This window comes from Neobacillus terrisolis (assembly GCF_051233475.1).
Lineage (GTDB): Bacteria > Bacillota > Bacilli > Bacillales > Cytobacillaceae > Bacillus_BU.
In genome coordinates this window covers 137,321-159,745 of record NZ_JBKFGH010000022.1, presented here as the reverse complement: position 1 = coordinate 159,745, position 22,425 = coordinate 137,321, and the positions used below count along the sequence as shown (strand labels likewise).

General features: G+C 39.5%; 26 protein-coding genes. 20 read left to right on the top strand and 6 right to left on the bottom strand.

Annotated elements, in window-relative coordinates; all coding sequences use genetic code 11:
* The first annotated feature begins 9 nt into the window (after positions 1–9).
* Positions 10–903, top strand: a complete 894-nt coding sequence (locus ACI48O_RS14970) for a 5'-3' exonuclease (protein WP_435562631.1) — start codon at positions 10–12, stop codon at positions 901–903.
* 38 nt (positions 904–941) lie between these two features.
* Here the strand turns inward: ACI48O_RS14970 and sspL are convergent, their stop codons facing one another.
* Complete coding sequence (gene sspL, locus ACI48O_RS14965) at positions 942–1,073, bottom strand: small, acid-soluble spore protein L (protein WP_435562630.1); 132 nt, start codon at positions 1,071–1,073, stop codon at positions 942–944.
* Positions 1,074–1,189: 116 nt separating this feature from the next.
* On the opposite strand from sspL, the gene ACI48O_RS14960 reads away from it, so the two are divergent.
* Positions 1,190–1,681 carry a divergent PAP2 family protein gene (locus ACI48O_RS14960; RefSeq protein WP_435562629.1) on the top strand — a complete coding sequence of 164 codons (492 nt, stop codon included), beginning with the start codon at positions 1,190–1,192 and terminating at the stop codon, positions 1,679–1,681.
* A 35-nt stretch (positions 1,682–1,716) separates the two neighbouring features.
* Positions 1,717–1,986 carry a DUF6123 family protein gene (locus ACI48O_RS14955; RefSeq protein ID WP_435562628.1) on the top strand — a complete coding sequence of 90 codons (270 nt, stop codon included), beginning with the start codon at positions 1,717–1,719 and terminating at the stop codon, positions 1,984–1,986.
* Positions 1,987–2,028: 42 nt separating this feature from the next.
* On the opposite strand, the gene ACI48O_RS14950 is transcribed toward ACI48O_RS14955, so the two are convergent.
* A complete protein-coding gene (locus ACI48O_RS14950; RefSeq protein ID WP_435562627.1) occupies positions 2,029–2,958 on the bottom strand; it encodes a DMT family transporter in 930 nt (309 codons plus the stop codon).
* Between the two features lie 23 nt (positions 2,959–2,981).
* The gene (locus ACI48O_RS14945; protein WP_435562626.1) at positions 2,982–3,371 is read right to left on the bottom strand and encodes a reverse transcriptase-like protein; all 390 of its coding nucleotides are present in this window, start codon (positions 3,369–3,371) and stop codon (positions 2,982–2,984) included.
* Between the two features lie 103 nt (positions 3,372–3,474).
* Here ACI48O_RS14945 and ACI48O_RS14940 point away from each other — a divergent pair, with 103 nt between their 5' ends.
* Entirely contained in the window at positions 3,475–4,131 is a 657-nt protein-coding gene (locus tag ACI48O_RS14940; RefSeq protein WP_435562625.1) for a reverse transcriptase-like protein, read from the top strand.
* Positions 4,132–4,157: 26 nt separating this feature from the next.
* Complete coding sequence (locus tag ACI48O_RS14935; protein ID WP_435562624.1) at positions 4,158–4,334, top strand: zinc-finger domain-containing protein; 177 nt, start codon at positions 4,158–4,160, stop codon at positions 4,332–4,334.
* Between the two features lie 98 nt (positions 4,335–4,432).
* Here the strand turns inward: ACI48O_RS14935 and cspD are convergent, their stop codons facing one another.
* A complete protein-coding gene (cspD, locus tag ACI48O_RS14930) occupies positions 4,433–4,633 on the bottom strand; it encodes a cold-shock protein CspD (protein WP_435562623.1) in 201 nt (66 codons plus the stop codon).
* A gap of 381 nt (positions 4,634–5,014) precedes the next feature.
* Between cspD and ACI48O_RS14925 the strand changes: the two genes are divergently transcribed.
* From ACI48O_RS14925 to mntR, 6 genes are all read left to right on the top strand, one after another.
* Positions 5,015–5,314, top strand: coding sequence for a hypothetical protein (locus tag ACI48O_RS14925; protein ID WP_435562622.1), 300 nt, complete (start codon positions 5,015–5,017; stop codon positions 5,312–5,314).
* Positions 5,315–5,641: 327 nt separating this feature from the next.
* Positions 5,642–5,896: a FeoA family protein gene (locus tag ACI48O_RS14920; protein WP_435562621.1), complete on the top strand. Its 255-nt coding sequence runs from the start codon at positions 5,642–5,644 to the stop codon at positions 5,894–5,896.
* The gene (locus ACI48O_RS14915) at positions 5,886–6,602 is read left to right on the top strand and encodes a FeoB small GTPase domain-containing protein (RefSeq protein WP_435562620.1); all 717 of its coding nucleotides are present in this window, start codon (positions 5,886–5,888) and stop codon (positions 6,600–6,602) included. Before ACI48O_RS14920 ends, ACI48O_RS14915 begins: the two co-directional genes overlap by 11 nt.
* A complete protein-coding gene (locus tag ACI48O_RS14910; RefSeq protein WP_435562619.1) occupies positions 6,583–7,986 on the top strand; it encodes a nucleoside recognition domain-containing protein in 1,404 nt (467 codons plus the stop codon). The genes ACI48O_RS14915 and ACI48O_RS14910 overlap by 20 nt, the downstream gene beginning before the upstream one ends.
* A gap of 161 nt (positions 7,987–8,147) precedes the next feature.
* Entirely contained in the window at positions 8,148–10,343 is a 2,196-nt protein-coding gene (locus ACI48O_RS14905) for a DNA topoisomerase III (protein ID WP_435562618.1), read from the top strand.
* A 105-nt stretch (positions 10,344–10,448) separates the two neighbouring features.
* On the top strand, positions 10,449–10,874 hold the full coding sequence (gene mntR / locus ACI48O_RS14900) for a transcriptional regulator MntR (protein ID WP_435562617.1): 426 nt from the start codon (positions 10,449–10,451) through the stop codon (positions 10,872–10,874).
* A gap of 413 nt (positions 10,875–11,287) precedes the next feature.
* Here the strand turns inward: mntR and ACI48O_RS14895 are convergent, their stop codons facing one another.
* A complete protein-coding gene (locus ACI48O_RS14895) occupies positions 11,288–11,506 on the bottom strand; it encodes a DUF3892 domain-containing protein (RefSeq protein ID WP_435562616.1) in 219 nt (72 codons plus the stop codon).
* 130 nt (positions 11,507–11,636) lie between these two features.
* Between ACI48O_RS14895 and ACI48O_RS14890 the strand changes: the two genes are divergently transcribed.
* Positions 11,637–12,323: a class I SAM-dependent methyltransferase gene (locus ACI48O_RS14890; protein WP_435562615.1), complete on the top strand. Its 687-nt coding sequence runs from the start codon at positions 11,637–11,639 to the stop codon at positions 12,321–12,323.
* A 41-nt stretch (positions 12,324–12,364) separates the two neighbouring features.
* On the opposite strand, the gene metA is transcribed toward ACI48O_RS14890, so the two are convergent.
* On the bottom strand, positions 12,365–13,273 hold the full coding sequence (gene metA, locus ACI48O_RS14885; RefSeq protein ID WP_435562614.1) for a homoserine O-acetyltransferase MetA: 909 nt from the start codon (positions 13,271–13,273) through the stop codon (positions 12,365–12,367).
* A gap of 175 nt (positions 13,274–13,448) precedes the next feature.
* Here metA and ACI48O_RS14880 point away from each other — a divergent pair, with 175 nt between their 5' ends.
* From ACI48O_RS14880 to ACI48O_RS14845, 8 genes are all read left to right on the top strand, one after another.
* Positions 13,449–15,137, top strand: coding sequence for a formate--tetrahydrofolate ligase (locus ACI48O_RS14880; RefSeq protein ID WP_435562613.1), 1,689 nt, complete (start codon positions 13,449–13,451; stop codon positions 15,135–15,137).
* 23 nt (positions 15,138–15,160) lie between these two features.
* Positions 15,161–15,691, top strand: a complete 531-nt coding sequence (locus ACI48O_RS14875) for a hypothetical protein (RefSeq protein WP_435562612.1) — start codon at positions 15,161–15,163, stop codon at positions 15,689–15,691.
* Positions 15,692–15,809: 118 nt separating this feature from the next.
* Positions 15,810–16,457 carry an HD domain-containing protein gene (locus tag ACI48O_RS14870; RefSeq protein ID WP_435562611.1) on the top strand — a complete coding sequence of 216 codons (648 nt, stop codon included), beginning with the start codon at positions 15,810–15,812 and terminating at the stop codon, positions 16,455–16,457.
* Positions 16,454–18,337, top strand: a complete 1,884-nt coding sequence (locus ACI48O_RS14865; RefSeq protein ID WP_435562610.1) for an ABC-F family ATP-binding cassette domain-containing protein — start codon at positions 16,454–16,456, stop codon at positions 18,335–18,337. The genes ACI48O_RS14870 and ACI48O_RS14865 overlap by 4 nt, the downstream gene beginning before the upstream one ends.
* A 165-nt stretch (positions 18,338–18,502) precedes the next feature.
* Positions 18,503–19,651 carry a conserved virulence factor C family protein gene (locus ACI48O_RS14860; protein ID WP_435562609.1) on the top strand — a complete coding sequence of 383 codons (1,149 nt, stop codon included), beginning with the start codon at positions 18,503–18,505 and terminating at the stop codon, positions 19,649–19,651.
* 138 nt (positions 19,652–19,789) lie between these two features.
* Entirely contained in the window at positions 19,790–20,224 is a 435-nt protein-coding gene (locus ACI48O_RS14855; protein WP_435562608.1) for a BrxA/BrxB family bacilliredoxin, read from the top strand.
* Positions 20,225–20,373: 149 nt separating this feature from the next.
* The gene (locus ACI48O_RS14850) at positions 20,374–21,150 is read left to right on the top strand and encodes a class I SAM-dependent methyltransferase (RefSeq protein ID WP_435562607.1); all 777 of its coding nucleotides are present in this window, start codon (positions 20,374–20,376) and stop codon (positions 21,148–21,150) included.
* A gap of 83 nt (positions 21,151–21,233) precedes the next feature.
* On the top strand, positions 21,234–22,409 hold the full coding sequence (locus ACI48O_RS14845) for an LL-diaminopimelate aminotransferase (RefSeq protein ID WP_435562606.1): 1,176 nt from the start codon (positions 21,234–21,236) through the stop codon (positions 22,407–22,409).
* Positions 22,410–22,425 lie beyond the last annotated feature (16 nt).

The following is a 22,425-nucleotide window of genomic DNA, read 5'->3' as shown; positions in this document are numbered from 1 at the left end:
GGTACATCCATGCAAAACAATAAACCTAATTTAATGCTTGTCGACGGTATGGCATTATTATTTCGAGCATACTTTGCAACAGCCGTTACAGGACAATTTATGATTAATTCAAAAGGTATTCCTACAAATGGTGTTAATGGGTTTGTAAAACACTTTTTAACAGCCGTTTCGAAGTTTAAGCCATCACATGTAGCGGTTTGTTGGGACATGGGCAGTAAAACCTTTCGTACCGAAATGTTTCCCGAATATAAGGCGAATCGTTCTGATGCGCCAGTGGAATTGATTCCACAATTTGACTTGGTTAAGGAAGTCGTTTCTTCATTTGATATACCGAATATTGGAATCAGTGGGTTTGAGGCAGATGATTGTATTGGCACGATTGCTCGTAGTGTAAGTGAACAAACAAACGTCCACATTTTAACAGGTGACCAGGATATCCTGCAGCTTCTAGATAACAATATTTTTGTTATTTTAATGAAAAAAGGATTCGGAAACTATTTAGTCCATTCCAAAGACACGTTTTTTGAGGAAAAAGGCATTACCCCTAAGCAAATGATTGATTTAAAGGCGCTAATGGGCGACCCAAGTGATAATTATCCAGGTGTTAAAGGAATCGGTGAGAAAACCGCGTTAAAGCTGCTTACTCAGTTTGAGGATGTCGAGGGGATTGTTGCAAATCTCCACCAAATCTCAAAATCGCAAAAAACGAAAATTGAGCAAGATCTTGACATGCTGTACTTAAGCAGACAGCTTGCCGAAATCAAATGTGATGTTCCGGTTAGCTATAATATGGAGGATGCACTGTTTAAAATAGACCAAGACAAAGTTATTTCGAAATTTGAAGAGGTCGAAATGCGGGGACTGCATCGTTTGCTCGACTTTGACCAACAATTTGCCGGATAAAAGAAATTAAACTGCCGAGGCTTTCGGCAGTTTTTTCTTTATTTTTTGTTAGTCTTCTTTGCGGCATTTTCCAACTTGCTCTTTGGCTCTTCAGAAAACTCAGCATCCTGACCATAGCCCTGCGGGTTAACACCAGGTGCTTTTGTACCACGGTTTTTATGGCGACTCAACCGTTCCACCTCCTTCGTAATACCAAATCATTGGCAATAATCCACTTCACATTTATCGTTCCCTTTCGGAATAATTCAACTCATATTTCTTCACAATATGAAAGAGGTGAGTAGAAATGAATAAAGGTGTATCGATCGCCCTAACGAGCATCACTCTAGCTCAAGCTTTAAAAATTCCAATCCATTTCATGAAGACAGGCCAATGGAACCCAAAAGTATTCTTTCAAACTGGCGGCATGCCAAGTTCACATTCTGCGGGTGTAACTTCATTAACGACCTATATAGCCTTAAAAAGAGGATTTCCTACCGTTGATTTTGCTTTGTCACTTGTATATGGATTAATCGTAATGTACGACGCCCAGGGGGTCCGCAAGCAAGCTGGCGAACTGACTTTAAGAGTAAACGATCTTGATGAATTAGTTGAAAAAATAAAAAAAGATGAAAGTGTTCAGTTCGAGGAAAAGCCACCAAAAAAATTAAAAGAAATGCTTGGCCATGAGCCGGAGGAAGTAATTGGTGGAGCTTTATTTGGGGTAGCAACCGGAACAATTGGATACTTGCTTGAAAAAAATCGTAGAAAAACGTCGAAATTTAAGATAAAATTATAAAGATGTTAGTTGTTAGGAGAGGAAGGATAAAGTCAGTGCAGACAGTAGATGAATACATAAGCTTCTTGCTGGGGAAGGGCTTTCAATTTCAAGAAGATGCAGTAGGCTTTATATATTTTGGTAAACATTATACCAATGCTTCAGATGAACTGGTCATTGCCGCAATTGAACTTACGTTAAAAGCGCAAAGACAGTTTGAGGGAAGCTTTTATATTTCTTTATTAGAAACATTAATGAAAAACGAAGTCAAGTCACGTAAAGATGCGATTAATTTTGTTAAAAAAAATGAACTGATTTCCATATAAAAGCGGCTGACCCAATTTAATTGGGTCAGCCGTTTATTATTTTTAAGAAATATTTTTAGCTGCCTGATTATCTTTACTGATGGAAAATAATTTTTTAATTGGCAACTCTGATAAAATCATTCCGGCAAAAATAAGCGCACACCCTATAATGGCACTTCCTGATAGTCGTTCACCACCCCAAAAATAAGCAGTTAACGCTGCAAACACAGGTTCAAGGGCGAAAATGAGCGCGACCCTTGTCGCTGTAGTATATTTTTGAAAGGTAGTCTGGGCGAAAAAGGCTAAAGCAGTCGCAAAAATGGAAGTTACTAACAGAGCGGCAATCACGTTAGGATTGAATAAGATCTCCGCTTGAAATGCTCTCTGCCAATCTTCAAAAAGAAACGCAGAAATGCTAGACAACACCGCAACCGTTGAAATTTGCACCACCGTTAATAATAAAGATGGGTGGGAACTGCTATACTTTCCAGTGACAATGATTTGCAAAGCAAAGCTAATCGCACACAATAGGACGAGGAAATCCCCGATGTTTAAGGCCATTGAATTGGTCATCGTTAACAAATACAGTCCCCAAGTCGCAAGGACAACGCCGCCAATCGCATTTACTCCAGGCCGCTGCTTTAACAAAAATAATGAAAACAACGGAACTAAAACAACCGATAAGCCCGTAATAAAACCCGCATTTGAGGAGGTTGTATACAATAAGCCCATGGTTTGAGTAGCATAGCCAAGAAACAGCCAAAAACCCATTAAAAAACCAGAAAACAGTAATCTTTTGTTCCAATATTTTAATTGATCCTTTTTAAAAAGGAAAAGCCAGCTGCCAAGCAATATAGCAGCAAATAGAAAACGAACCCCATTAAAGGATAAAGGGGGAAGGAGTGAGATGGCATTTTGGACTAAAACAAATGTAGCTCCCCACACAAGAGCAACGAGCATTAAACAAAAATCCGCATATAATGATTTTTTCAAATTTCGCACCTCTCGTCTTAGGCCTAATTGTTTTTTCTGATAGCTTCCCTTGCCAGTTCATCCGCTTGACGGTTTTCCCGGGAAGGAATCCATTTCATAAAAAACAACTGAAAATGCTTCGATAATGTTAGTGCTTTTTCAAGTAAAGGAGCATAATGCTTATTTTTTACATATTCCTTTTCAACTGCACGGTTCACCAACTCGGAATCTGTTCGAAAAGAAACAATCTCATAGCCGTTTTTTATACAAATTTCTAACGCTTTGATAAAAGCATGGTATTCTGCTTCATGATTGCTCATATTCCCAAGCGGAATTGAATATTTTTCAACAACGCCATTTCCTTTTATAAAGATTCCCGCGCCGCTAGGACCAGGATTACCGGCACTCGCCCCATCAATATAAACCTCAATCAATGTAATATTCCTCCAGAAAAGAGTAAACTAAAGGTAGTGTATCATAAAACGGTCCGATACAAGAAGAGGAATGATTATTTTAAAATAAAGAGGTTGATGACTAATGAAATATAAAATTGAATGGAAATATAAAGGGAAAGGGCTTGACCCCGTACAATTTGATTCGGGACTGGTAAGCGGGGAAGTAGCTTTACAAATAGGTGAAGAGCTCGAAAAGACGGGGAAAGCCTTGGAACTTACTTTTTATGATGAATTGGGGACGGACTGGAATCTTAAACAACTTCGCAAATTATTGGCAGAAACAGAGGAAGAAGCATTTGATATTGTTGTTTACTTTGACGGTGGGTTTCAAAAAGAAACGAATAAAGCAGGATTAGGCGTCGTAATCTATTATCACCAAGGTAAAAAGAAATACAGGGTTCGAGTGAATGAACTATTCGAAGAAATGGAAACCAATAATGAGGCTGAATATGCTGCGTTTTTCTTTGCTTTAAATATCCTTGAAGAATTAGGAGTCCATCATATGCCATGTGAATTTAAAGGGGATTCACAGGTTGTCCTGAAGCAGCTTGAAGGGGAGTGGCCTTGCTATGAGGAACAGCTTAATCGCTGGCTTGATCGGATTGAACAAAGATTAGAAAAACTTGCGATTAAACCGAAATATACTCCAATACCAAGAAATGAAAATAAGGAAGCGGATAAATTGGCCACCCAGGCAATAGCGGGGAAAATGGTCCAAAGTAAAATGCAAATTCTTTAAACAGCTATAAAGGGTGTGAACGGTTTTTGACAAGAAAGCAATTATTTTCAGAAGTTGAACAGCTGATGAATCGTTATTGTTCCGGCTGTTTTCTGTATGAGCATCTTAAAAATGAAAAAGGAAGAAGAGGGGCTCATCGGTTTTGTATCTCACAATGTACGGTTGGTGAAAAAATAAAAAGCTATGGAAAAAAGTTATCATAACCATTCTTCATGTGTTGTTATTTTGGTGAACCTTTTTATCAACAAAAAAGGCTGGCATTTTCGCCAGCCTGTCACCATCTATTTGATCGTGCCAAAAATTATAGTTTTACCACATTTGCTGCTTGTGGCCCACGGTTTCCTTCAACAATTTCAAATGAAACTTCTTGGCCTTCTTCTAAAGATTTATAGCCTTCAGTTTGGATTGCGGAAAAGTGAACGAATACATCTTCTCCACCTTCAACTTCGATGAACCCAAAGCCTTTTTCGTTATTAAACCATTTTACTTTACCATTTTGCATGTGCGATTTCCTCCTAAGCCTTTCAAGACACCCTAGTGTGAAAGATAAGTATTCTCATTGAACAGACATATCTTCGGCTCATTTTAACAAAACCAGAAATATATTCTGCTAAATGATGATTTTAATATACATGAACAAATGGCTTCAGTCAATGGATGTAAACGCTTTTATGAGTTCGTGAGAATAGAAGTTTGTAAGAAATATCATCTAAAAAATAGAATAATTATATTTACTTATTTAAAGTTAATTTAATGTTTATCGGAAACTGGTTTTTTCATAAATATAAGTTTGCCTCATATGTTTATATAAATAGAAATAAATACAGGAATTGCTATTGGAACAGCGGACTTTTTAGTGGAGAAAAACATATGAGGTGAGATTATGTACCGCATTTCGATTGAAGAGGAAAAATGGATCATTCGCTTTTCGCCACATCTTTCCATTGAAAAGGATGAAAGGGATGCGATTGTTGCGCCCTTGCTACAAATTGGCTGTGAACTTGATAAATTTAGCCACGGAGATTCGTTTGTGATTATCAATGAAAATATCGGTATGATTGTTTGTAGAGTGGAGAAAATCCCTTCGCTTATCTTAATAATTTCTGCCGTTGTCTCAAAGGAAAACTGGTTTGTTCAAAAGAATGATCAAATAAATAAATTCCCACCTCGAAAATTTCTATAGCTCGTCCACACACAAAACCGGCATCGCCGGTTTTTTTATTTTTGCTTTGTTAAAGAAAAAATTGATTATAACCTACTGTTGATTGGAGCGGAAGGTGCGAGACTCCTGCGGGAGAAGGTGTCACGGGAGACCCCACAGGCGCTTGCGCCGAGGAGGCTCTCGGACTCCCCCGCTGGGTCGCTGAGCACCTGGAGCGGAAATCAACAGCCTAATTTTACATAAACATTTTTATAAAAAAATAGATAATTATTGACGAAATGAGAATATAAATCATAATATAAATAAAAAGTTGCTCTAGGTAAAAATTATAGACCGGAGGAAATAGTTGTGGACAAAGTGAAAAAAATTAATTTATTCGATGGCCAAAAAGGTGATTTGATTAAAATTGAACATATGTCAATCCAAGGTGTTATGAGGAGAAGATTATTAGACCTGGGGTTTGTACCGGGAGCGATCGTGGAGGTTGGCCGGAAAAGTCCGCTTGGGGATCCTACCGCATTTCGAGTAAGTAATACAACGATTGCATTAAGGATGGAAGAAAGCCAAAAAATTTTCGGGGAGCTGATAGAAGATGCAGAATGAATACCGAATTGCTCTTGCAGGGAATCCGAATACAGGGAAAAGCACATTGTTTAATCTATTGACTGGATTAAAGCAGCATACTGGAAATTGGGCCGGGAAAACAGTCGATATGAAGGTGGGGAACTTTTCTCATAAAAATATCCAGTATAGTCTCATTGATTTGCCAGGAACGTATTCATTGTTTTCGAACTCCGTCGATGAGGAGGTTGCTCGGAATTTTATCATATTTGAAAAGCCGGAAATTACTCTTGTTGTCGTAGATGCAACCTCGATTGAACGAAATTTAAATCTTGTTTTACAAGTGTTAGAGATAACCGACAAGGTCATTGTTTGTATGAATCTCATTGATGAAGCAGAAAAACGCGGTATTACCATTAATGAACATTTACTAATGAATAAATTAGGAGTTCCTGTAATAAAAATGTCAGCCCGAAATCGGGTAGGAATTGCTCAACTTCTTGATACCATTGATCGGCTTATCTCAGGTGACATTTCCTGCAGTCCTGCGGTACTAACCTATGATGAAGAGACTGAGATTAAGATAAGCCAATTAGAAAAAGAAATTAAAGCGGTTTTTGCGGAAACTTTTCCAGCAAGGTGGCTTGCACTAAGGTTATTAGACGGAGATATGAGGTTAATTGATGAGGTAAAAAAACGAAGTGCAGTACCTATAGGAGGTAATGGTGATGAGCTATCAGAATACTGATCTACTAAATGACAGACTTTCTAGACTCTTGCAACAGGCTAATGACCTATCCTCCACCGATATGCGCGATAAAATGGTTGAGCAAATTTATCAAAAGAGCAAACAAATTACGGCTGACATTGTAACGTACAAAGGCAACAAAGTGGACCGTCACTCTGAAAAGCTTGATGCGATTTTTACATCAAAAATATGGGGCTTTCCGATCATGTTAACGATGCTATCGATCTTATTCTATTTAACGATTGCCGGGGCAAACATCCCCTCTTCATTATTAGCGCAGTTTTTCGGCTGGGTTGAGGGGTATTTAACTCAATTCTTTACAGTGTTGGGGACTCCTGATTGGGTTCATGGACTTCTTATATTAGGACTTTACCGAGGTACGACTTGGGTTATTAGTGTAATGCTCCCACCAATGGCGATATTTTTTCCCGCCTTTGCCTTGCTGGAGAATTACGGATATCTCCCGCGAGTAGCTTTTAATATGGATCGCTTGTTCAAACGCGTTGGGGCTCATGGTAAACAATCCTTGACGATGGCGATGGGATTCGGCTGTAATGCAGCCGCAGTTATGTCTACGCGAATTATTGAATCACCAAGAGAAAGAATGTTAGCCATTTTAACGAATAACTTTGTACCATGTAATGGTCGTTGGGGGACATTAATTGTATTGTCTTCGCTATTTATGGCAGCTGGTTTTTCGGGAGGAATGAAGTCGCTGGTTTCGACGGGAGTTATCGTGGGAATCGTCATGTTTGGGATTATCGTTACCTTTGCCGTTTCTTGGCTTTTATCGAAAACGGCATTAAAGGGGGTTCCTACCCATTACACGCTTGAGCTCCCTCCGTATCGAAAACCTAAATTTTTTGATACGGTTATCCGAGCTTCGTTAAATCGGTCATTGTCCGTGTTAATTCGCGCAGTAAAAGTAGCTGCTCCGGCAGGAATTTTAACATGGGTTTTAGCCAATATTGATGTAGGAAACCAAAGCCTGCTTTTATATATTGTTAACTTCTTAGATCCTTTTGGGCAGTCGCTCGGATTAGATGGCTATATTTTAATGGCGTTTATTATTGGTTTGCCTGCCAATGAAATTGTTCTTCCCATCCTCCTGATGGGGTATTTATCGACAGGAGCTTTAATTGAAGTAGATGAAATAAAAGATTTGAAACAAATCTTTATTGAGCATGGCTGGACATGGCTGACTGCTTTAAATATGATGTTGTTTTCACTATTGCACTTTCCGTGTGGGACGACATTAGTGAATGTGTACAAAGAAACGAAAAATAAAAAATGGACGTTCCTTGCTTTTCTAATTCCTACGTCGATCGCAATCCTTGTCACCTTTGTTATTGCACAAACAGCAAGATTGTTGGGATGGGTCTAAACGGAATTAAAACTATTCCCCCGATTATACCTGTCAATGGTAAATTGGGGGATTTTTTTGAACCTTTTGGAAACTCCGCCCTGTTCAAATTTGTTTTGCTTCGTTTGGAAATTATCCTTACAATGAAAGTATGAATCTAGAAGTTGAGGAGTAAAACGGGAATGAAACTCATAATTGCAGAAAAGCCTGATCAAGGATCGACGCTGGCTTCCGTTTTTAAAATGAAAAAGCAGCAAGGGTTTATCGAAATACTGCCAAATGAAATTTTTCCAAATGGCGCTTTTGTTACTTGGGCAGTGGGGCATGTATGCCAGCTCATTGCACCGGAACAATATAATCCAGTATGGAAAAAATGGGCACTAGATACGCTGCCAATCATTCCAACTCAGTTCCAATACGAAGTGACAAAGGATAAGCTAAAACAATTTTCGATTATCAAGAAACTATTAAATGACCCAAGAATTACGGGAATTATTCACGCGGGAGATGCAGGGCGCGAGGGTGAATTAATCATCCGTAATATTCTTCGGCTGACAAAATGCACTAAACCTATGCAACGGTTATGGATCTCTTCGCTGACACCTAAAGCGATTAAGGAAGGCTTTCAATCGCTCCTTTCTGAGTCTGATACTCGTAATCTGTTTTTTGAAGCTTATACAAGAGCCTGCGCTGACTGGGTAGTAGGAATGAATGCTTCTCGCTTGTATAGTTTGCTTTTACAAAAAAGAGGATTTTCTGATGTGTTTTCGGTAGGCAGGGTTCAAACTCCGACCCTGGCTTTGATTGTAAAACGGGAGCATGAAATTGAAAACTTCGTCTCTGAACCTTTTTGGGAGGTACTTGGACATTTTCAGGTTGCCGACAAAAAATATACTGGGAAATGGGAAAAGGATGGAGAATCTCGAATAAAGTCAAAAGAAATGGCTGAGAAAATCGCTGCTTTTTGCACAAAAAAACCAACAGAAATTGCTGACGTAAAGGCTGAGAAAAAAGAATATTTACCCCCGCTTTTATACAATCTTTCTGCCCTTCAAGCTGATGCAAATCGAAAGTTTAAATTCCCTCCAAAAAAGACTTTAGACGTATTACAAAAGCTGTATCAAAAAGGGATTGTTTCTTATCCCCGTTCAGATTCAAGACATGTAACGAAAGGTGAAGCGGAAACGTTTCCGGAGACCTTGAAAAAAATTTCAGCCATTCCTGAGTATGGAGCGCTATTTCCACTCCCTTTTCAATCAATCCTCGAAAATAAGCGCTATGTAAATGATAAAAAGGTAACCGATCACTATGCGATTATTCCGACAGAACAAGTACCTAATCTCGGGAAACTGTCGCCTGATGAGAAACAATTATACGACATGATTGTTAGAAGTTTGATTGCAGCACATTATGGGAAGTCTGTCAGTGAATACACAACTGTAACAACTTTAGTAGATGGTCGTGCCGAATTTGTTTCAAAAGGGAAGGTGGAGCTTGAAGAAGGCTGGCGTAAGGTATTACCACCACAAAAGGAAAAGGATGGCGAACCTGAGCTGCCTCGTTTGGAGCAAGGTGAACAAGGAACAGTTAAAAAAGTGAATGTTAAGGAAAGTGCAACTCAACCGCCAAAGCGTTATACGGAAGGACAGTTAATTACGCTGATGAAAACGGCAGGGAAGCACATAGACGATAAAGAGTTAGAAAAGGTTTTGATGAAAACCGAGGGGTTAGGTACAGAAGCAACCCGTGCTGGAATTATTACGATGTTAAAAGACCGTAAATATATTGAAGTTAAGAAGAATCTTGTCTATGCAACAGCAAAGGCAAAGATCCTTGTTGCCGCGGTCGGAGATCAAATATTGGCCTCTCCGGAAATGACGGCAAAATGGGAGCAGCGTCTGAAAGAAATTTCTGAAGGATCAGCCTCACCGAAGCAATTTATGGAGCAAACGAATAAAATGGTTGCTCATTTAATAAATACCACATCAAGTGAAGCTTCTCAGTGGCATTTTAAAGATGCCGACCAGGAGGGATTTGTTCCGCGTCAATCGAAGTCGAAAAGAGCAACAAAGCTTGGACCTTGCAAAAAATGCGATGGAGATATTGTGGATAAAGGTTCGTTTTATGGCTGCTCTAATTACAACAAAACAAAATGTAATTTTACCATTTCAAAAATGGTTCTTGGAAAAGCAATCATCCAGCAACAAATTAAAAAGCTTTTAAAAGACGGGATTACAGATGTGATTGAAGGATTTAATGGGAAAGAAAAGACATTTAATGCGAAAATTACTTTCGACGGAAACGATCATCGCTTAAAATTTATCTTTGATGACGCTAAAGAAAGTGAAGCAGATAAAACCCCCGTAAAGGGACAGTAAAAAGTTAAATAAGTTAAGTTGACTTGGATGTGACCAAATTGCCTTGTCAGTCTTTTACACTTATAGTAAACTTTTCAATGATTAGTGATTTTGGGAGGGTATCGGATGCCGACACCAAGTATGGAAGACTATATTGAACAAATTTATAAACTAATTGAAGAGAAAGGCTACGCTCGTGTTTCTGATATTGCGGAAGCGCTTTCTGTCCATCCCTCTTCCGTTACAAAAATGGTACAGAAACTTGATAAAGATGAATATCTCGTCTATGAAAAATACAGAGGTTTAGTCCTAACAAAAAAAGGGAAAAAGACCGGGAAACGCCTTTTATATCGCCATGAATTGCTGGAGCAGTTTTTAAGAATTATTGGCGTTAAAGAAGAAAACATTTATCATGATGTCGAAGGGATTGAACATCATTTAAGCTGGGATGCCATTGATCGGATCGGTGACTTAGTCCAATTTTTCGAAGATGATGATCAAAGGAGCAAGGCATTAGAATTAGTCCAAAAACATAATGATACCGAACATTAGAAAGGAGGCGACTCGAATGAGTCCCCTCCTTTTTTACGGGTTCGGTTACCTATGGAAAAAAATGCAACCAAATGATTTGGTTTTGGTGTTGCGGTTTAGGTTGCTGTTGGGTTTAGGTTGCAGTTGCGGACATCAGATCCGTTATTTTCACAAAAAGTGTTGTTTTGGCAGGCTAAGCGGACATCAGTTCCGTTATTTGATAAAAAACGGGCAATATTCAGTGGTTTTTATATAAATAGCGGATCCTGTGTCCGCTTATGCTCATAAAAAGGGTGATTTCATCAAAATAAGGTCCTCCATGTCCGCTTAAAGATCTGGCATTGAAAATAAGGTCCTCCATGTCCGCTTAATTATTGAGCATTGAAAATAAGGTCCTCCATGTCCGCACAATAACCTGGCTTATAAATATTTCTTTAATAAATAATGGGATATTGCTCAAAAGGAACATCGTCAATAGGGGTTAATTGGCCTAAACCTTGCGGGACTTCAACGACGTTAACACCATGAATTTTTCCTTCCTCGACCTCGAAGACCGCTTTGCGATAAGAAATAATTCTTCCCGTTGATGTTTGGAAACTCAATATTTCTCCGATATGATTGCGATGAACGGCAATTAGTGTTTCTTCTGACATTTCTCTCTCCTCCTTTTTTTTCTAGTGTTTCACGTTCTTAAATGTTATAAACCAAACAGGAAAAAAATTGGTTTTGGCGAATTATTTATAGAATAATCAAAATATTTCAATTTCTTAAGCGAGGGATAAAATGAGTAAGTTTTTTTGGGTTGAGGAAGCAGAAAGGCAATGGAATATTCGCGCAAACAACTGGCATTCAAAAAGCCGTGAAATGTGGGAGACAGGAAGCAGGAAAGATATCGTCTCATTTTTTCAGCAATATGTCCCAAAAGGTGCACTTGTTTGCGACCTTGGCTGTGGGGATGGCTACGGCTCGTATAAACTGGCTAGCTCTGGTTATAGTGTTACAGGTATTGATGTTTCAGAGGAGATGGTCGAAAAGGCGAGAGCCTTGGAGCACTCACCGTCCTTGCAATTTGTGAAAGGAGATATTGCCCAGCTCAAAGTTCCGGACCACCATTTTGATTCTTTTATAGCCATAAATTCGCTGGAGTGGACAGAAAGTCCGCTTACTGTCTTGCAACAAATAAAACAGAAGGTTAAAAAAGGCGGTTTTGCTTGTGTAGGAATACTTGGCCCAACAGCAAAACCAAGGGAATCAAGTTTCCGTAGATTATATGATGAACAGGTAATTTGTAATACGATGATGCCATGGGAGTTTGACAATCTTGCAAAAGAAAATGGGTTCCTTAAAATGGCGGAATTTGGAGTCTACAAACGGGAAGCGGAACAATTATCACTTGATTTGTTATCGCCCGATCTTAAGCAAGCATTATCCTTCTTGTGGGTGTTTATGTTTAAAATTGAAAATGGATGAACAAAAATAAGAGGCTAACCATTTGGTAGCCTCTTAAACTATTAATCCCACAAATATGGGGTTTCTTGATAAACGTAATAATTTAACCAGTTCGAGAAAAATAAATGTGCGTGAGAGCGCCATAAATTGGCCGGTTGATTTTCTGGATTGTCTCCTGGAAAATAATTTTCAGGGACATGAATGTCTAAGCCTTTGTTTATGTCACGGTTATACTCTTCAGCAAGAGTATCCGCATCATATTCTAAATGGCCTGTGACCATAATTTGTTTGCCATCAACGGATGAAATGATGAATGCACCAGCTTCGTCAGACATTGATAATAGCTTAAGCTGCTTACATTCCTTGATTGCTTCCGCAGAAACATCAGTATAGCGGGAATGTGGGGCAAGAAACACATCATCAAACCCTCGCAATAGTTTTTCATTTTTGTCATATATTCTGTGGGAGAATAACCCATAACATTTCCTAGGCAATTCAAATTTTCCGATTCCATAATGGTAAAACAGTGCTGCTTGTGCTGCCCAACAAATATGAAGGGTCGAAGTTACATTGGTTTTTGTCCATTCCATGATTTCGGAAAGTTCTTCCCAATAATTAACCTCTTCAAACGAATACAGTTCAACAGGTGCCCCGGTTATAATCATCCCATCATATTTACGGTTCCGGATCTCGGAAAAGGTTGTATAAAACTGATCCAAGTGGTATTTACTCGTATTCTTAGATTCATGGGTAGCCGTTTTTAAAAACGTAACATTCACTTGTAAAGAGGTGTTACCGAGCAAACGAAGCAGCTGTGCTTCTGTGCGTTCTTTCTCGGGCATTAAATTTAAAATTAATATATTGAGTGGGCGAATATCCTGGTGTTTAGCCCGTTCATCATCCATAACAAAAATATTTTCAGATTCGAGAATTTCTCTCGCAGGTAGGAGTTTAGGTATTTTTATTGGCAAGTCATCATCCCCTAGTTCGAATTTTCAATTATTTCTATTATATAGACATTACTAATCAATTTTCAATCTTTTCCTATTAAAAGTGAACCTTATATAAATTTTCAATTAGAAACCCAAAATTAATGGTAAAATAAAATAGCAATTTAACATGATAACTCCATGGGGGAATTGAAAAATGACATTACAAATAAGACAAAAATCAGATATTGAAATTGCCCAGCAGTCAAAAATGAAACCAATTGTTGAAATTGCGAAGAACATTGGGCTCACCGAAGATGACCTCGAACTGTTCGGTAAATATAAAGCAAAGCTTTCCAACGAGGCATTGGCAAAATTACATACGAAAAAAAGTGGGAAAATCATTTTAGTTACATCGATTAATCCAACTCCAGCCGGTGAAGGAAAATCCACTGTAACAGTTGGACTTGGCGATGCCCTTCATGCATTAGGGAAAAAAGTGGTTATTGCGATGCGCGAGCCATCATTAGGTCCGACGATGGGGATTAAAGGCGGAGCCACCGGTGGAGGATATGCTCAAGTTCTTCCAATGGAGGATATTAATCTTCATTTTACAGGAGATATTCATGCGATTACAACGGCCAATAATGCCCTTGCAGCACTAATTGATAACCATCTCCAGCAAGGCAATGAATTAAGAATTGATCAACGCAGAATTGTCTGGAAACGAGCTTTAGATTTAAATGATCGTGCGCTAAGGAAGGTTGTTATTGGGCTCGGTGGACCAGCACAGGGGGTCCCGCGTGAGGATGGTTTCGATATTACTGTTGCTTCGGAAATCATGGCTGTTCTTTGTTTATCAACAGATATTGAGGATTTAAAGAGACGTCTTTCAAATATGGTTATTGCTTATAATTACGACCAACAACCAGTGACAGTAGGAGAGCTCGGGGTCGAGGGAGTATTAGCTTTATTATTAAAAGATGCTATTAAACCTAATTTAGTTCAAACGATTGAACACACTCCTGCATTTATTCATGGCGGTCCATTTGCCAATATTGCTCATGGCTGCAATAGTATCATCGCGACAACAGCAGCCGCTAAATTGGCGGATTACGTTGTCACCGAAGCTGGGTTTGGTGCTGATCTTGGCGCAGAGAAATTTTTACATATTAAATCAAGAAGCGCTGGTTTTGAACCTGAGGCTGTCGTAATCGTAGCGACGATCCGTGCTTTAAAAATGCATGGCGGGATGAAAAAATCAGAACTCCATCTCGAGGATATTCAAGCATTAACGAGAGGACTAGCTAATTTAAAAAAGCATGTTGAAACGATTCAGAGCTTCGGATTACCGTTTGTCGTGGCGATTAACCGGTTTGTCAGTGATAGTGAAGCTGAAATTGAAGAATTACTGGCTTATTGTGGGCAGCATAACTTCCCGGTGGCCTTAACAGAAGTTTGGGAAAAAGGTGGCAGTGGCGGCGTAGAACTAGCGAACACACTGCTAGAGGTTTTAGATAAAGAAGAATCACGATTCCGGCCTTTATATCTTTTATCCGATCCAATCGACGTTAAAATTCGAACAATTGTTCAAAAGGTGTACGGTGGTGCGGATGTTGAGTTTTCCGCAAAGGCACAAAAGCAAATTCAGGAATTTACAGCGCGCGGCTGGGGAAATATACCGATTTGTATGGCGAAAACCCAGTACTCACTGTCGGATAATCCTGGAAAATTAGGGAGGCCTTCAGATTTTGTTGTCCATGTTCGTGAGCTAAAGCCGTCAATAGGTGCTGGTTTTATTGTCGCGTTAACAGGTGATGTTATGACGATGCCAGGTTTGCCTAAACAACCTGCCGCATTAAATATGGATGTAGATCAAAACGGGAATGCAATCGGATTGTTTTAATAAATAGTGGGAGGAATTTGGTAATGTTTGATCCAACTGCTTTCGAAAATCTTAAAGTGGTGATCGAAGGGGCTGTCTATGATAAAGATTTATCAGGCGAGATTCTTGTTATCGACCGAAACGATACCATAAACTTAGCAAAGCTTGAGCGAAAGTTCGATATATCATTTGTCGACCGTAATAATAGAGGTAAGAAAATTACTGCTATCTGGGTTCTTGAAGCTGGACTTGAAAACCTTGCCGCTGAACTCCTCCCAGCGGCACTATCAGAAAAACGTGCGGGCTGTCATGTTACAGTAAAATTTGTTTGTGGACATCCTAATGAAATATCGTATTTTAAAAATATCGAAAGTGTCTTATATAGTATTTGGGGTGTTGGTCGAACCATTGAACAATGCGTCCACGCGAATCCATTAAGTAAACAAAGTGATATAAAGAATGAAATTACGATTAAGTTTAATCGCTTAATTTATGAAAGTCATATGGAGGATTTGACTGAAATGGTCGATTTCATGATAACCTCCATTAAGGAATTAAATAAAATCTTTCAGTAATGGATCAGTGCTGACCATTAAGCTCGGAAATATTCAAAAGTTTAGTGTGCTCTTTAAAGGGCACTTTTTTTTATCGTTCATGGTAAAATAGATTTCGGAATAACAATTGGAGGTATGAATGAAAAACGAAATTATTAACAAAACGGAGCTGTTTGTAAAAAAAGTGCTTGGACAAGATTCAACTGGACATGATTGGTACCATGTTGACCGTGTTCGTAAAAATGCTTTACATATAGCGGACTATGAAAAAGCAGGAGATCGTTTTGTAATAGAAATGGCCGCATTGCTTCATGATGTTCCGGATGAGAAATTGAATGAAAGTGAAGAAGTGGGTTTTAACAAACTGTATCATTTTCTTGACCAGCTTCCTTTGAATCAACAGGAAAAAGATCAGATCATCAATATTATTTCCACTATTTCCTATAAAGGTGGACAAACAACAGAGTTATCTTCACTTGAGGCAAAAATTGTTCAAGATGCGGATCGATTGGACGCAATCGGCGCAATAGGAATTGCCCGTACATTTGCCTACGGGGGGAAAAAGGGCCAACCTTTATATGATCCAGCTTTACAGGTCAGATCCACTATGACCCTCGAAGAATACCGGAACGGTAAGTCTTCATCTATTCACCATTTTTATGAAAAATTACTAAAATTAAAAGATAAATTAAATACAGAATCAGCCAAACAAATGGCAGAAAAACGCCATCAGACGATGGAACACTATTTAGAACTATTTTTTAGCGAATGGAATGGTCAACAATGAAAATGATTTCAATTGAAAATGTAACGAAAACGTACGGGGATAAACAGCTGTTCACTGACCTTTCTTTCACAATCACCGAAAAAGAACGGGTTGGTTTAATCGGCGTAAACGGAACCGGAAAATCATCCTTATTAAAAATTGTTGCAGGAATTGATTTACCTGATACAGGGGATTTGGTAAAGGCAAAAGATTATCGAATCTCCTATTTATCACAACAGCCAGAGTTTACGGGAGAGCTAACGGTGTTAGAGCAGGTGTTTGAGGGAGATGCTCAAGTCCTTAAGCTGTTGCGCGAGTATGAGCAGGCCTTGCTTGACCTAAATGAAAATCCGGAAAGTTCGGCCATTCAACAGCGGCTGTTTGATTTTCAAAAACGAATGGATGCAGAAAATGCATGGGATGCCAGTGCAAATGCAAAATCGATTTTAACTAAGCTGGGTATAGATGATTTTCAAAAGAAAATCGGAGAATTGTCGGGTGGACAAAAGAAACGAGTAGCGCTGGCTCAAGTATTAATCCAGGCTCCAGACCTGCTGATTTTGGATGAACCAACCAACCATCTTGACTATGAGTCTGTCAAATGGCTTGAGGACTATTTAAGCCGCTACCAAGGGGCCCTTTTGCTGGTAACTCATGACCGTTATTTTCTCGATCGAGTCACCAACCGCATTTTTGAATTAGATAAAGGATCTCTTTATAGTTATAAAGGAAACTATGCTGCATTTCTGGAAGCTAAAGCAGTCCGCGAAGAAAATGAAGCAGCCACTTTAGAAAAACAAAGAAACCTGTACCGTCGTGAACTGGAATGGATCAGACGGGGGGCAAAGGCGAGAAGTACGAAGCAAAAAGCGCGGATACAACGCTTTGATAAGCTGGATGAACAGCTCTCGGCTGTTAAAGGCGCTGAAAAACTCGATATTTCTTTAAATGGCAGCCGGCTCGGTAAGCAGGTGTTTGAATTAACATCTGCATCAAAGCAATACAGCAGTCTTACAATCTTGAAGGATTTCGATTGGTTAATTAAGCCTGGCGATCGCATTGGGATTATTGGCCGAAACGGAACCGGTAAATCAACCGTGTTAAATATTTTGGCAGGCAAAATCCCGCTAGACTCGGGCGAAATGATTGTCGGACAAACGGTAAAACTTGCCTATTATACCCAAGAGAATGAAGATATGGACGAAAATATGCGGATGATCGAATACGTGAAAGAAACGGCTGAAATCATCCAGACGTCAGATGGCAAGACTATTTCCGCTGCTCAAATGCTGGAACGATTTTTATTCCCGCTAAATACACATGGTACTCCGATCAGAAAACTATCTGGCGGAGAAAAGCGCCGTCTGTATTTGTTAAAGCTATTATTAACTGCACCAAACGTGCTTTTGCTCGATGAGCCGACAAATGACTTAGATACCCAAACTTTAACCGTTTTAGAGGACTATCTTGAAGATTTTCCTGGTGTCGTCATTACGGTTTCCCATGATCGTTATTTCTTAGACAAGGTTGCTGACCAACTTTTAGTTTTAAAAGGAGCCGGCGAGATCGAAACTTATCTTGGCGCTTACACTGAATACTTAGAAAAGGAATCAGCGAAGCTGCCGGAAAAAACCGCGCCTACTATAGAGAAACAACCCCAAGTTGAAAAGCAAAAAAAGAAAAAGATGACCTATATGGAAAAAAAAGAGTGGGCAGAAATTGATGCGAATGTGGCGAAAGTAGAAGCCCGCTTAGAGGAAATAGCTGAGGAAATCGGAAAAACCGGAAGCGACTTTGAAAAGGCTCAGCGCCTAATGGAAGAAGAAACGAGTTTAAATGAGGAATTAGAGAGATTAATTGAGCGCTGGAGCTACTTATCAGAACTGGCTGAAAACGAGTAGTTTTCCAATGGGAAGATTGATTCAATAAAGATTGTAGGGTCCGGGCTATACCGGGCTCTTTTTTTGTTAAACCTTTATCAAGCTTTCAAAAATGAAATCACCTGTACTGCTATGGTAGAATAAGATTAATTATCACTACGATGATAGTGTGAAAGGTGAAAGAAAATGAAAATAAAAGCGATCGAACCAACGCCAAGTCCAAATACGATGAAAATTATTTTGGACGAAGAGCTGCCAATGGGGAAAAGCAATAATTATAAACAAGAAACAAGCCAAGATGCTCCACCGATTATCAAAACAATCCTAAATATAAACGGCATTAAAGGTGTCTACCATGTCGCCGACTTCCTTGCGGTCGAAAGAAATGCGAAATTTGACTGGAAGGAAATTTTGCCACAGGTTCGCAAAGCTTTTGGTGAAAGTGCCGAACTAAGTGGAACGAACGGCCCTGCTCATAACGATCACTTCGGAGAAATCAATGTGCAGATTCAAATATTCAAAGGGATCCCGATGCAAATTAAGCTTAATGACGGTACTGAGGAAAAGCGCTTTGGGTTACCTGATTGGTTTACCGAAGCAATAGCAAAAGTGCAAAAGCCGGATGATAATATTGTTATGATGCGAAGGTGGAAGGAATTCGGAGTCCGCTACGGCGATATCGCTCAGGTTGGTCATGAAGTTCTTGAAGAACTCCTCGCTGCATATCCACAAGACAGGCTCAACGCATTAGTAGAAAGTGAAAACAACGCAGCCCAAAATTCTGCTGGTCCTAATCAATTTCATCAACTGAAGCGAACGAAAGTTTCTCTGAAGGACCTTGATGATCCGGATTGGCGAAACCGCTACCGCCGATTAGAGCAAATGGAAGACCCGGATCTTAGTCATCTCCCGCTCTTGGAAAAAGCATTAGCCGATGAAAAACCATCGATTCGCAGACTTGCAACCGTATATTTGGGAATGGTTAAGGATGTAAGGGTGTTGCCTTTATTATATCGGGCTTTACGAGATAAAACGGTTACCGTAAGAAGAACGGCTGGAGACTGTCTGTCCGACTTAGGTTTTGCTGAAGCCACCGAAGAAATGATGAAGGCATTAAAAGATGAAAGTAAGCTCGTCCGGTGGCGGGCGGCCATGTTTCTTTATGAAGTAGGCGATGAACGGGCACTTCCAGCCTTAAAACAGGCAGAAAATGACCCTGAATTTGAAGTGAGCCTCCAGATTAAGATGGCAATCGAACGAATTGAGGGAGGAACTGAAGCGCAAGGCTCAGTGTGGAAACAAATGACCGAAGCAAGAAACAAAGACGTGGAATAAATCGTAGCTATCGATACGATGGTTATCAACCTATTTAATAAACTTTACATGCTCATAACGTTGTTTGTATTAAATATAATATGATAAACTGCAATAGACTATAATGGAAACATTGCTGTAGGAGAAAGGGGAATTTATATGTCAATGGCTTATGAAGAATACATGAAACAAATGCTTAAACCAATGCGAGAGGAACTGGTTCGTGCCGGTTTTAAAGAATTGTTAACGGAAGAGGACGTTGAACAATTTATCGATAATGTTGAAGGTACTACATTAGTGGTCGTTAATTCTGTATGCGGTTGTGCTGCTGGTCTAGCTCGTCCTGCCGTGACTCAAGCGATCATGCAATCTGAAAAGAAACCAGACCACTTAGTGACTGTGTTTGCCGGACAAGAAAAAGAAGCAACGGCTAAAATGCGCGAGTACTTTACAGGCTATGAACCTTCTTCACCATCGATGGCTCTATTAAAAGGGAAGGAAGTCGTTCACTTTATTCCTCGCCACGAAATAGAAGGACATTCAATGGAAGCAATTATGGAAAACCTGCTTGCTGCTTTTGAACAGAATTGCTAAAGAATGTAACGAAAAGGATGCCCGCAGCATCCTTTTTTTCTTAGTTTAAGAATCACTAGAAACCCGAAACCCGATAAAATATGTTGAAAATTCTATACAGTCATTCATTCAGAAATAAGGTAAAATAAATCAAAAATCCAGGTGAAAACATGTTTATTACAACTGCAGGCAGAACAAACGAAGCAATGATCGAGAAAGCAAAAGAAATCGCCGATGAACTTAAGCTGACTTATTTTCCAAGAAAGAAGCAATCGGTTAAAGCTCTCCAAGAGGCGATTCAAGATGATTGCCTTGTCGTTGGGAAAAATCGACTTGAGCTCTATCCTATTGGGGAGGAAGAACCATTTTTCTTTCATCCAAATTCGGCCATGTTTAGAATTAAGCGTTTGCTTAAGGGGGACCGTGATCCTTTCCTTGAAGCTACGAGACTTGAAGCAGGAATGTCATTTTTGGACAGCACGCTTGGTCTTGCTGCCGATAGTATCGTTGCCAGCTTTGCTGTAGGTGAAGCGGGAAAGGTTATTGGAACAGAAGCGAATCCGTTCTTATCTTATATGGTTCAAGAAGGCTTGCAAAAATGGGATTCCGGATTAACGAAAATGAATGAGGCGATGAACCAAATTCATGTCTACCACACCAACTGTTATGATTTTTTAACAGCACAAAAAGATAGTAGCATTGATTGTGTGTATTTTGATCCGATGTTTGAGGAACCTGTCATCGAATCGGATGGAATAAAAGCCTTGAGCCGTTTTGCCCTCCATGATGATTTAAACAAACAGATCATTGAGGAAGCCTTACGGGTGGCAAAGTTTAGAATTGTTCTTAAGGATCATTTTAGAAGTGAGCGTTTTGAAAAATACGGATTTCATGTGATTCGAAGAAAAACCGCTAAATTCCATTTTGGAATAATTGAAAAATTATGAACCACAATTCCTTTTTCTTTATCTTTTATAGGAGTATAATATATCGTATTAAGCAAGTGTAATAGACTATTGGAGGAACCGAAATGAAGTTTAATGCCGCAGCACGAATGGATGCATTTTCACAAAGTGTTTTTGCTGAGTTAACTCAATTAAAGAAGGGAAAGCTTTCCAAAGGTGAGCGTGTCATCGATTTAAGCATTGGCAGTCCAGATCTTCCGCCGCCTGATTTTGTTCGACAAAAGCTTACCGATTCAATAGATCAAGAGGATGCATTTGCCTACTCATTGACGGGGACTTCTTCATTTAATGAGGCCGTGGCGGACTATTATAATAGAAGCTTTTCCGTAGCGGTTAATCCAGACCAGGAAGTGTTACTCCTAATGGGCTCACAGGATGGGCTTGTTCATCTACCACTGGTTTTATGTAACCCGGGGGACTACATACTTGTACCAGATCCAGGATACCCGGCCTATATAACCAGTGCAATGATGGCGGGGGCTAATTTATATCCAATGCCTCTATTAGCAGAGAATAACTTTCTGCCTAATTTGGCTGACATCCCAGCTGAAATCATTGCGAAAGCAAAATTGATGATCTTAAATTTTCCGGGAAATCCTGTTCCGGCTTTGGCAACCCCAAGTTTTTTTGAACAGGTGGTGGCATTTGCCAAAAAGAACGGGATAGTTGTTCTCCATGATTTTGCCTATTCAGAGCTTTATTTTGAAGAAAAGCCAATTAGCTTTTTGTCTATCAGCGGGGCTCGAGAAGTTGGGATTGAAATGAATTCCCTTTCGAAAAGCTTTAGCATGGCAGGGTGTAGAGTAGCCTATGCAGCTGGTAATGCTGAAATATTAAAATTACTGGGGCAGTTAAAATCAAATCTTGATTATGGAGTGTTTTTACCAGTGCAAGCAGCAGCAGCACAAGCACTCACCGATGCTTCAAATTACTTAGAAAATAATAGATTAATATATAAACGCCGTAGAGATTTATTGGTAAATGGTTTAAAGGAGCTCGGTTGGGAAATCGATAGCCCGCCGGCATCGATGTTTATCTGGGCGAAAATTCCCGAAGGATACTCCTCGACTGAATTTACCTTGCAATTAATTGAAAAAGCAAATGTGGTCGTTACTCCAGGTAACGCATTTGGGCAATATGGTGAAGGATATGTACGGATTGCTCTTGTTCAGCCTGAGGAGCAAATTATGCTAGCTTTAGATCAAATCAAACAGAGTGGAATTCTTAATTCACTAGAATAGTAAGGAGTTATTCTTC

What these genes read in the sequence shown, in the direction of transcription:
- ACI48O_RS14970 (WP_435562631.1), top strand. Translation starts at nt 10, where the DNA reads ATGCAAAACAATAAACCTAATTTAATGCTTGTCGACGGTATGGCATTA.
- ACI48O_RS14960 (WP_435562629.1), top strand. Translation starts at nt 1,190, where the DNA reads ATGAATAAAGGTGTATCGATCGCCCTAACGAGCATCACTCTAGCTCAA.
- ACI48O_RS14940 (WP_435562625.1), top strand. Translation starts at nt 3,475, where the DNA reads ATGAAATATAAAATTGAATGGAAATATAAAGGGAAAGGGCTTGACCCC.
- cspD (WP_435562623.1), bottom strand. Translation starts at nt 4,633, where the DNA reads ATGCAAAATGGTAAAGTAAAATGGTTTAATAACGAAAAAGGCTTTGGG.
- ACI48O_RS14925 (WP_435562622.1), top strand. Translation starts at nt 5,015, where the DNA reads ATGTACCGCATTTCGATTGAAGAGGAAAAATGGATCATTCGCTTTTCG.
- ACI48O_RS14915 (WP_435562620.1), top strand. Translation starts at nt 5,886, where the DNA reads ATGCAGAATGAATACCGAATTGCTCTTGCAGGGAATCCGAATACAGGG.
- ACI48O_RS14910 (WP_435562619.1), top strand. Translation starts at nt 6,583, where the DNA reads ATGAGCTATCAGAATACTGATCTACTAAATGACAGACTTTCTAGACTC.
- ACI48O_RS14905 (WP_435562618.1), top strand. Translation starts at nt 8,148, where the DNA reads ATGAAACTCATAATTGCAGAAAAGCCTGATCAAGGATCGACGCTGGCT.
- mntR (WP_435562617.1), top strand. Translation starts at nt 10,449, where the DNA reads ATGCCGACACCAAGTATGGAAGACTATATTGAACAAATTTATAAACTA.
- ACI48O_RS14895 (WP_435562616.1), bottom strand. Translation starts at nt 11,506, where the DNA reads ATGTCAGAAGAAACACTAATTGCCGTTCATCGCAATCATATCGGAGAA.
- ACI48O_RS14890 (WP_435562615.1), top strand. Translation starts at nt 11,637, where the DNA reads ATGAGTAAGTTTTTTTGGGTTGAGGAAGCAGAAAGGCAATGGAATATT.
- ACI48O_RS14880 (WP_435562613.1), top strand. Translation starts at nt 13,449, where the DNA reads ATGACATTACAAATAAGACAAAAATCAGATATTGAAATTGCCCAGCAG.
- ACI48O_RS14875 (WP_435562612.1), top strand. Translation starts at nt 15,161, where the DNA reads ATGTTTGATCCAACTGCTTTCGAAAATCTTAAAGTGGTGATCGAAGGG.
- ACI48O_RS14870 (WP_435562611.1), top strand. Translation starts at nt 15,810, where the DNA reads ATGAAAAACGAAATTATTAACAAAACGGAGCTGTTTGTAAAAAAAGTG.
- ACI48O_RS14865 (WP_435562610.1), top strand. Translation starts at nt 16,454, where the DNA reads ATGAAAATGATTTCAATTGAAAATGTAACGAAAACGTACGGGGATAAA.
- ACI48O_RS14860 (WP_435562609.1), top strand. Translation starts at nt 18,503, where the DNA reads ATGAAAATAAAAGCGATCGAACCAACGCCAAGTCCAAATACGATGAAA.
- ACI48O_RS14855 (WP_435562608.1), top strand. Translation starts at nt 19,790, where the DNA reads ATGTCAATGGCTTATGAAGAATACATGAAACAAATGCTTAAACCAATG.
- ACI48O_RS14850 (WP_435562607.1), top strand. Translation starts at nt 20,374, where the DNA reads ATGTTTATTACAACTGCAGGCAGAACAAACGAAGCAATGATCGAGAAA.
- ACI48O_RS14845 (WP_435562606.1), top strand. Translation starts at nt 21,234, where the DNA reads ATGAAGTTTAATGCCGCAGCACGAATGGATGCATTTTCACAAAGTGTT.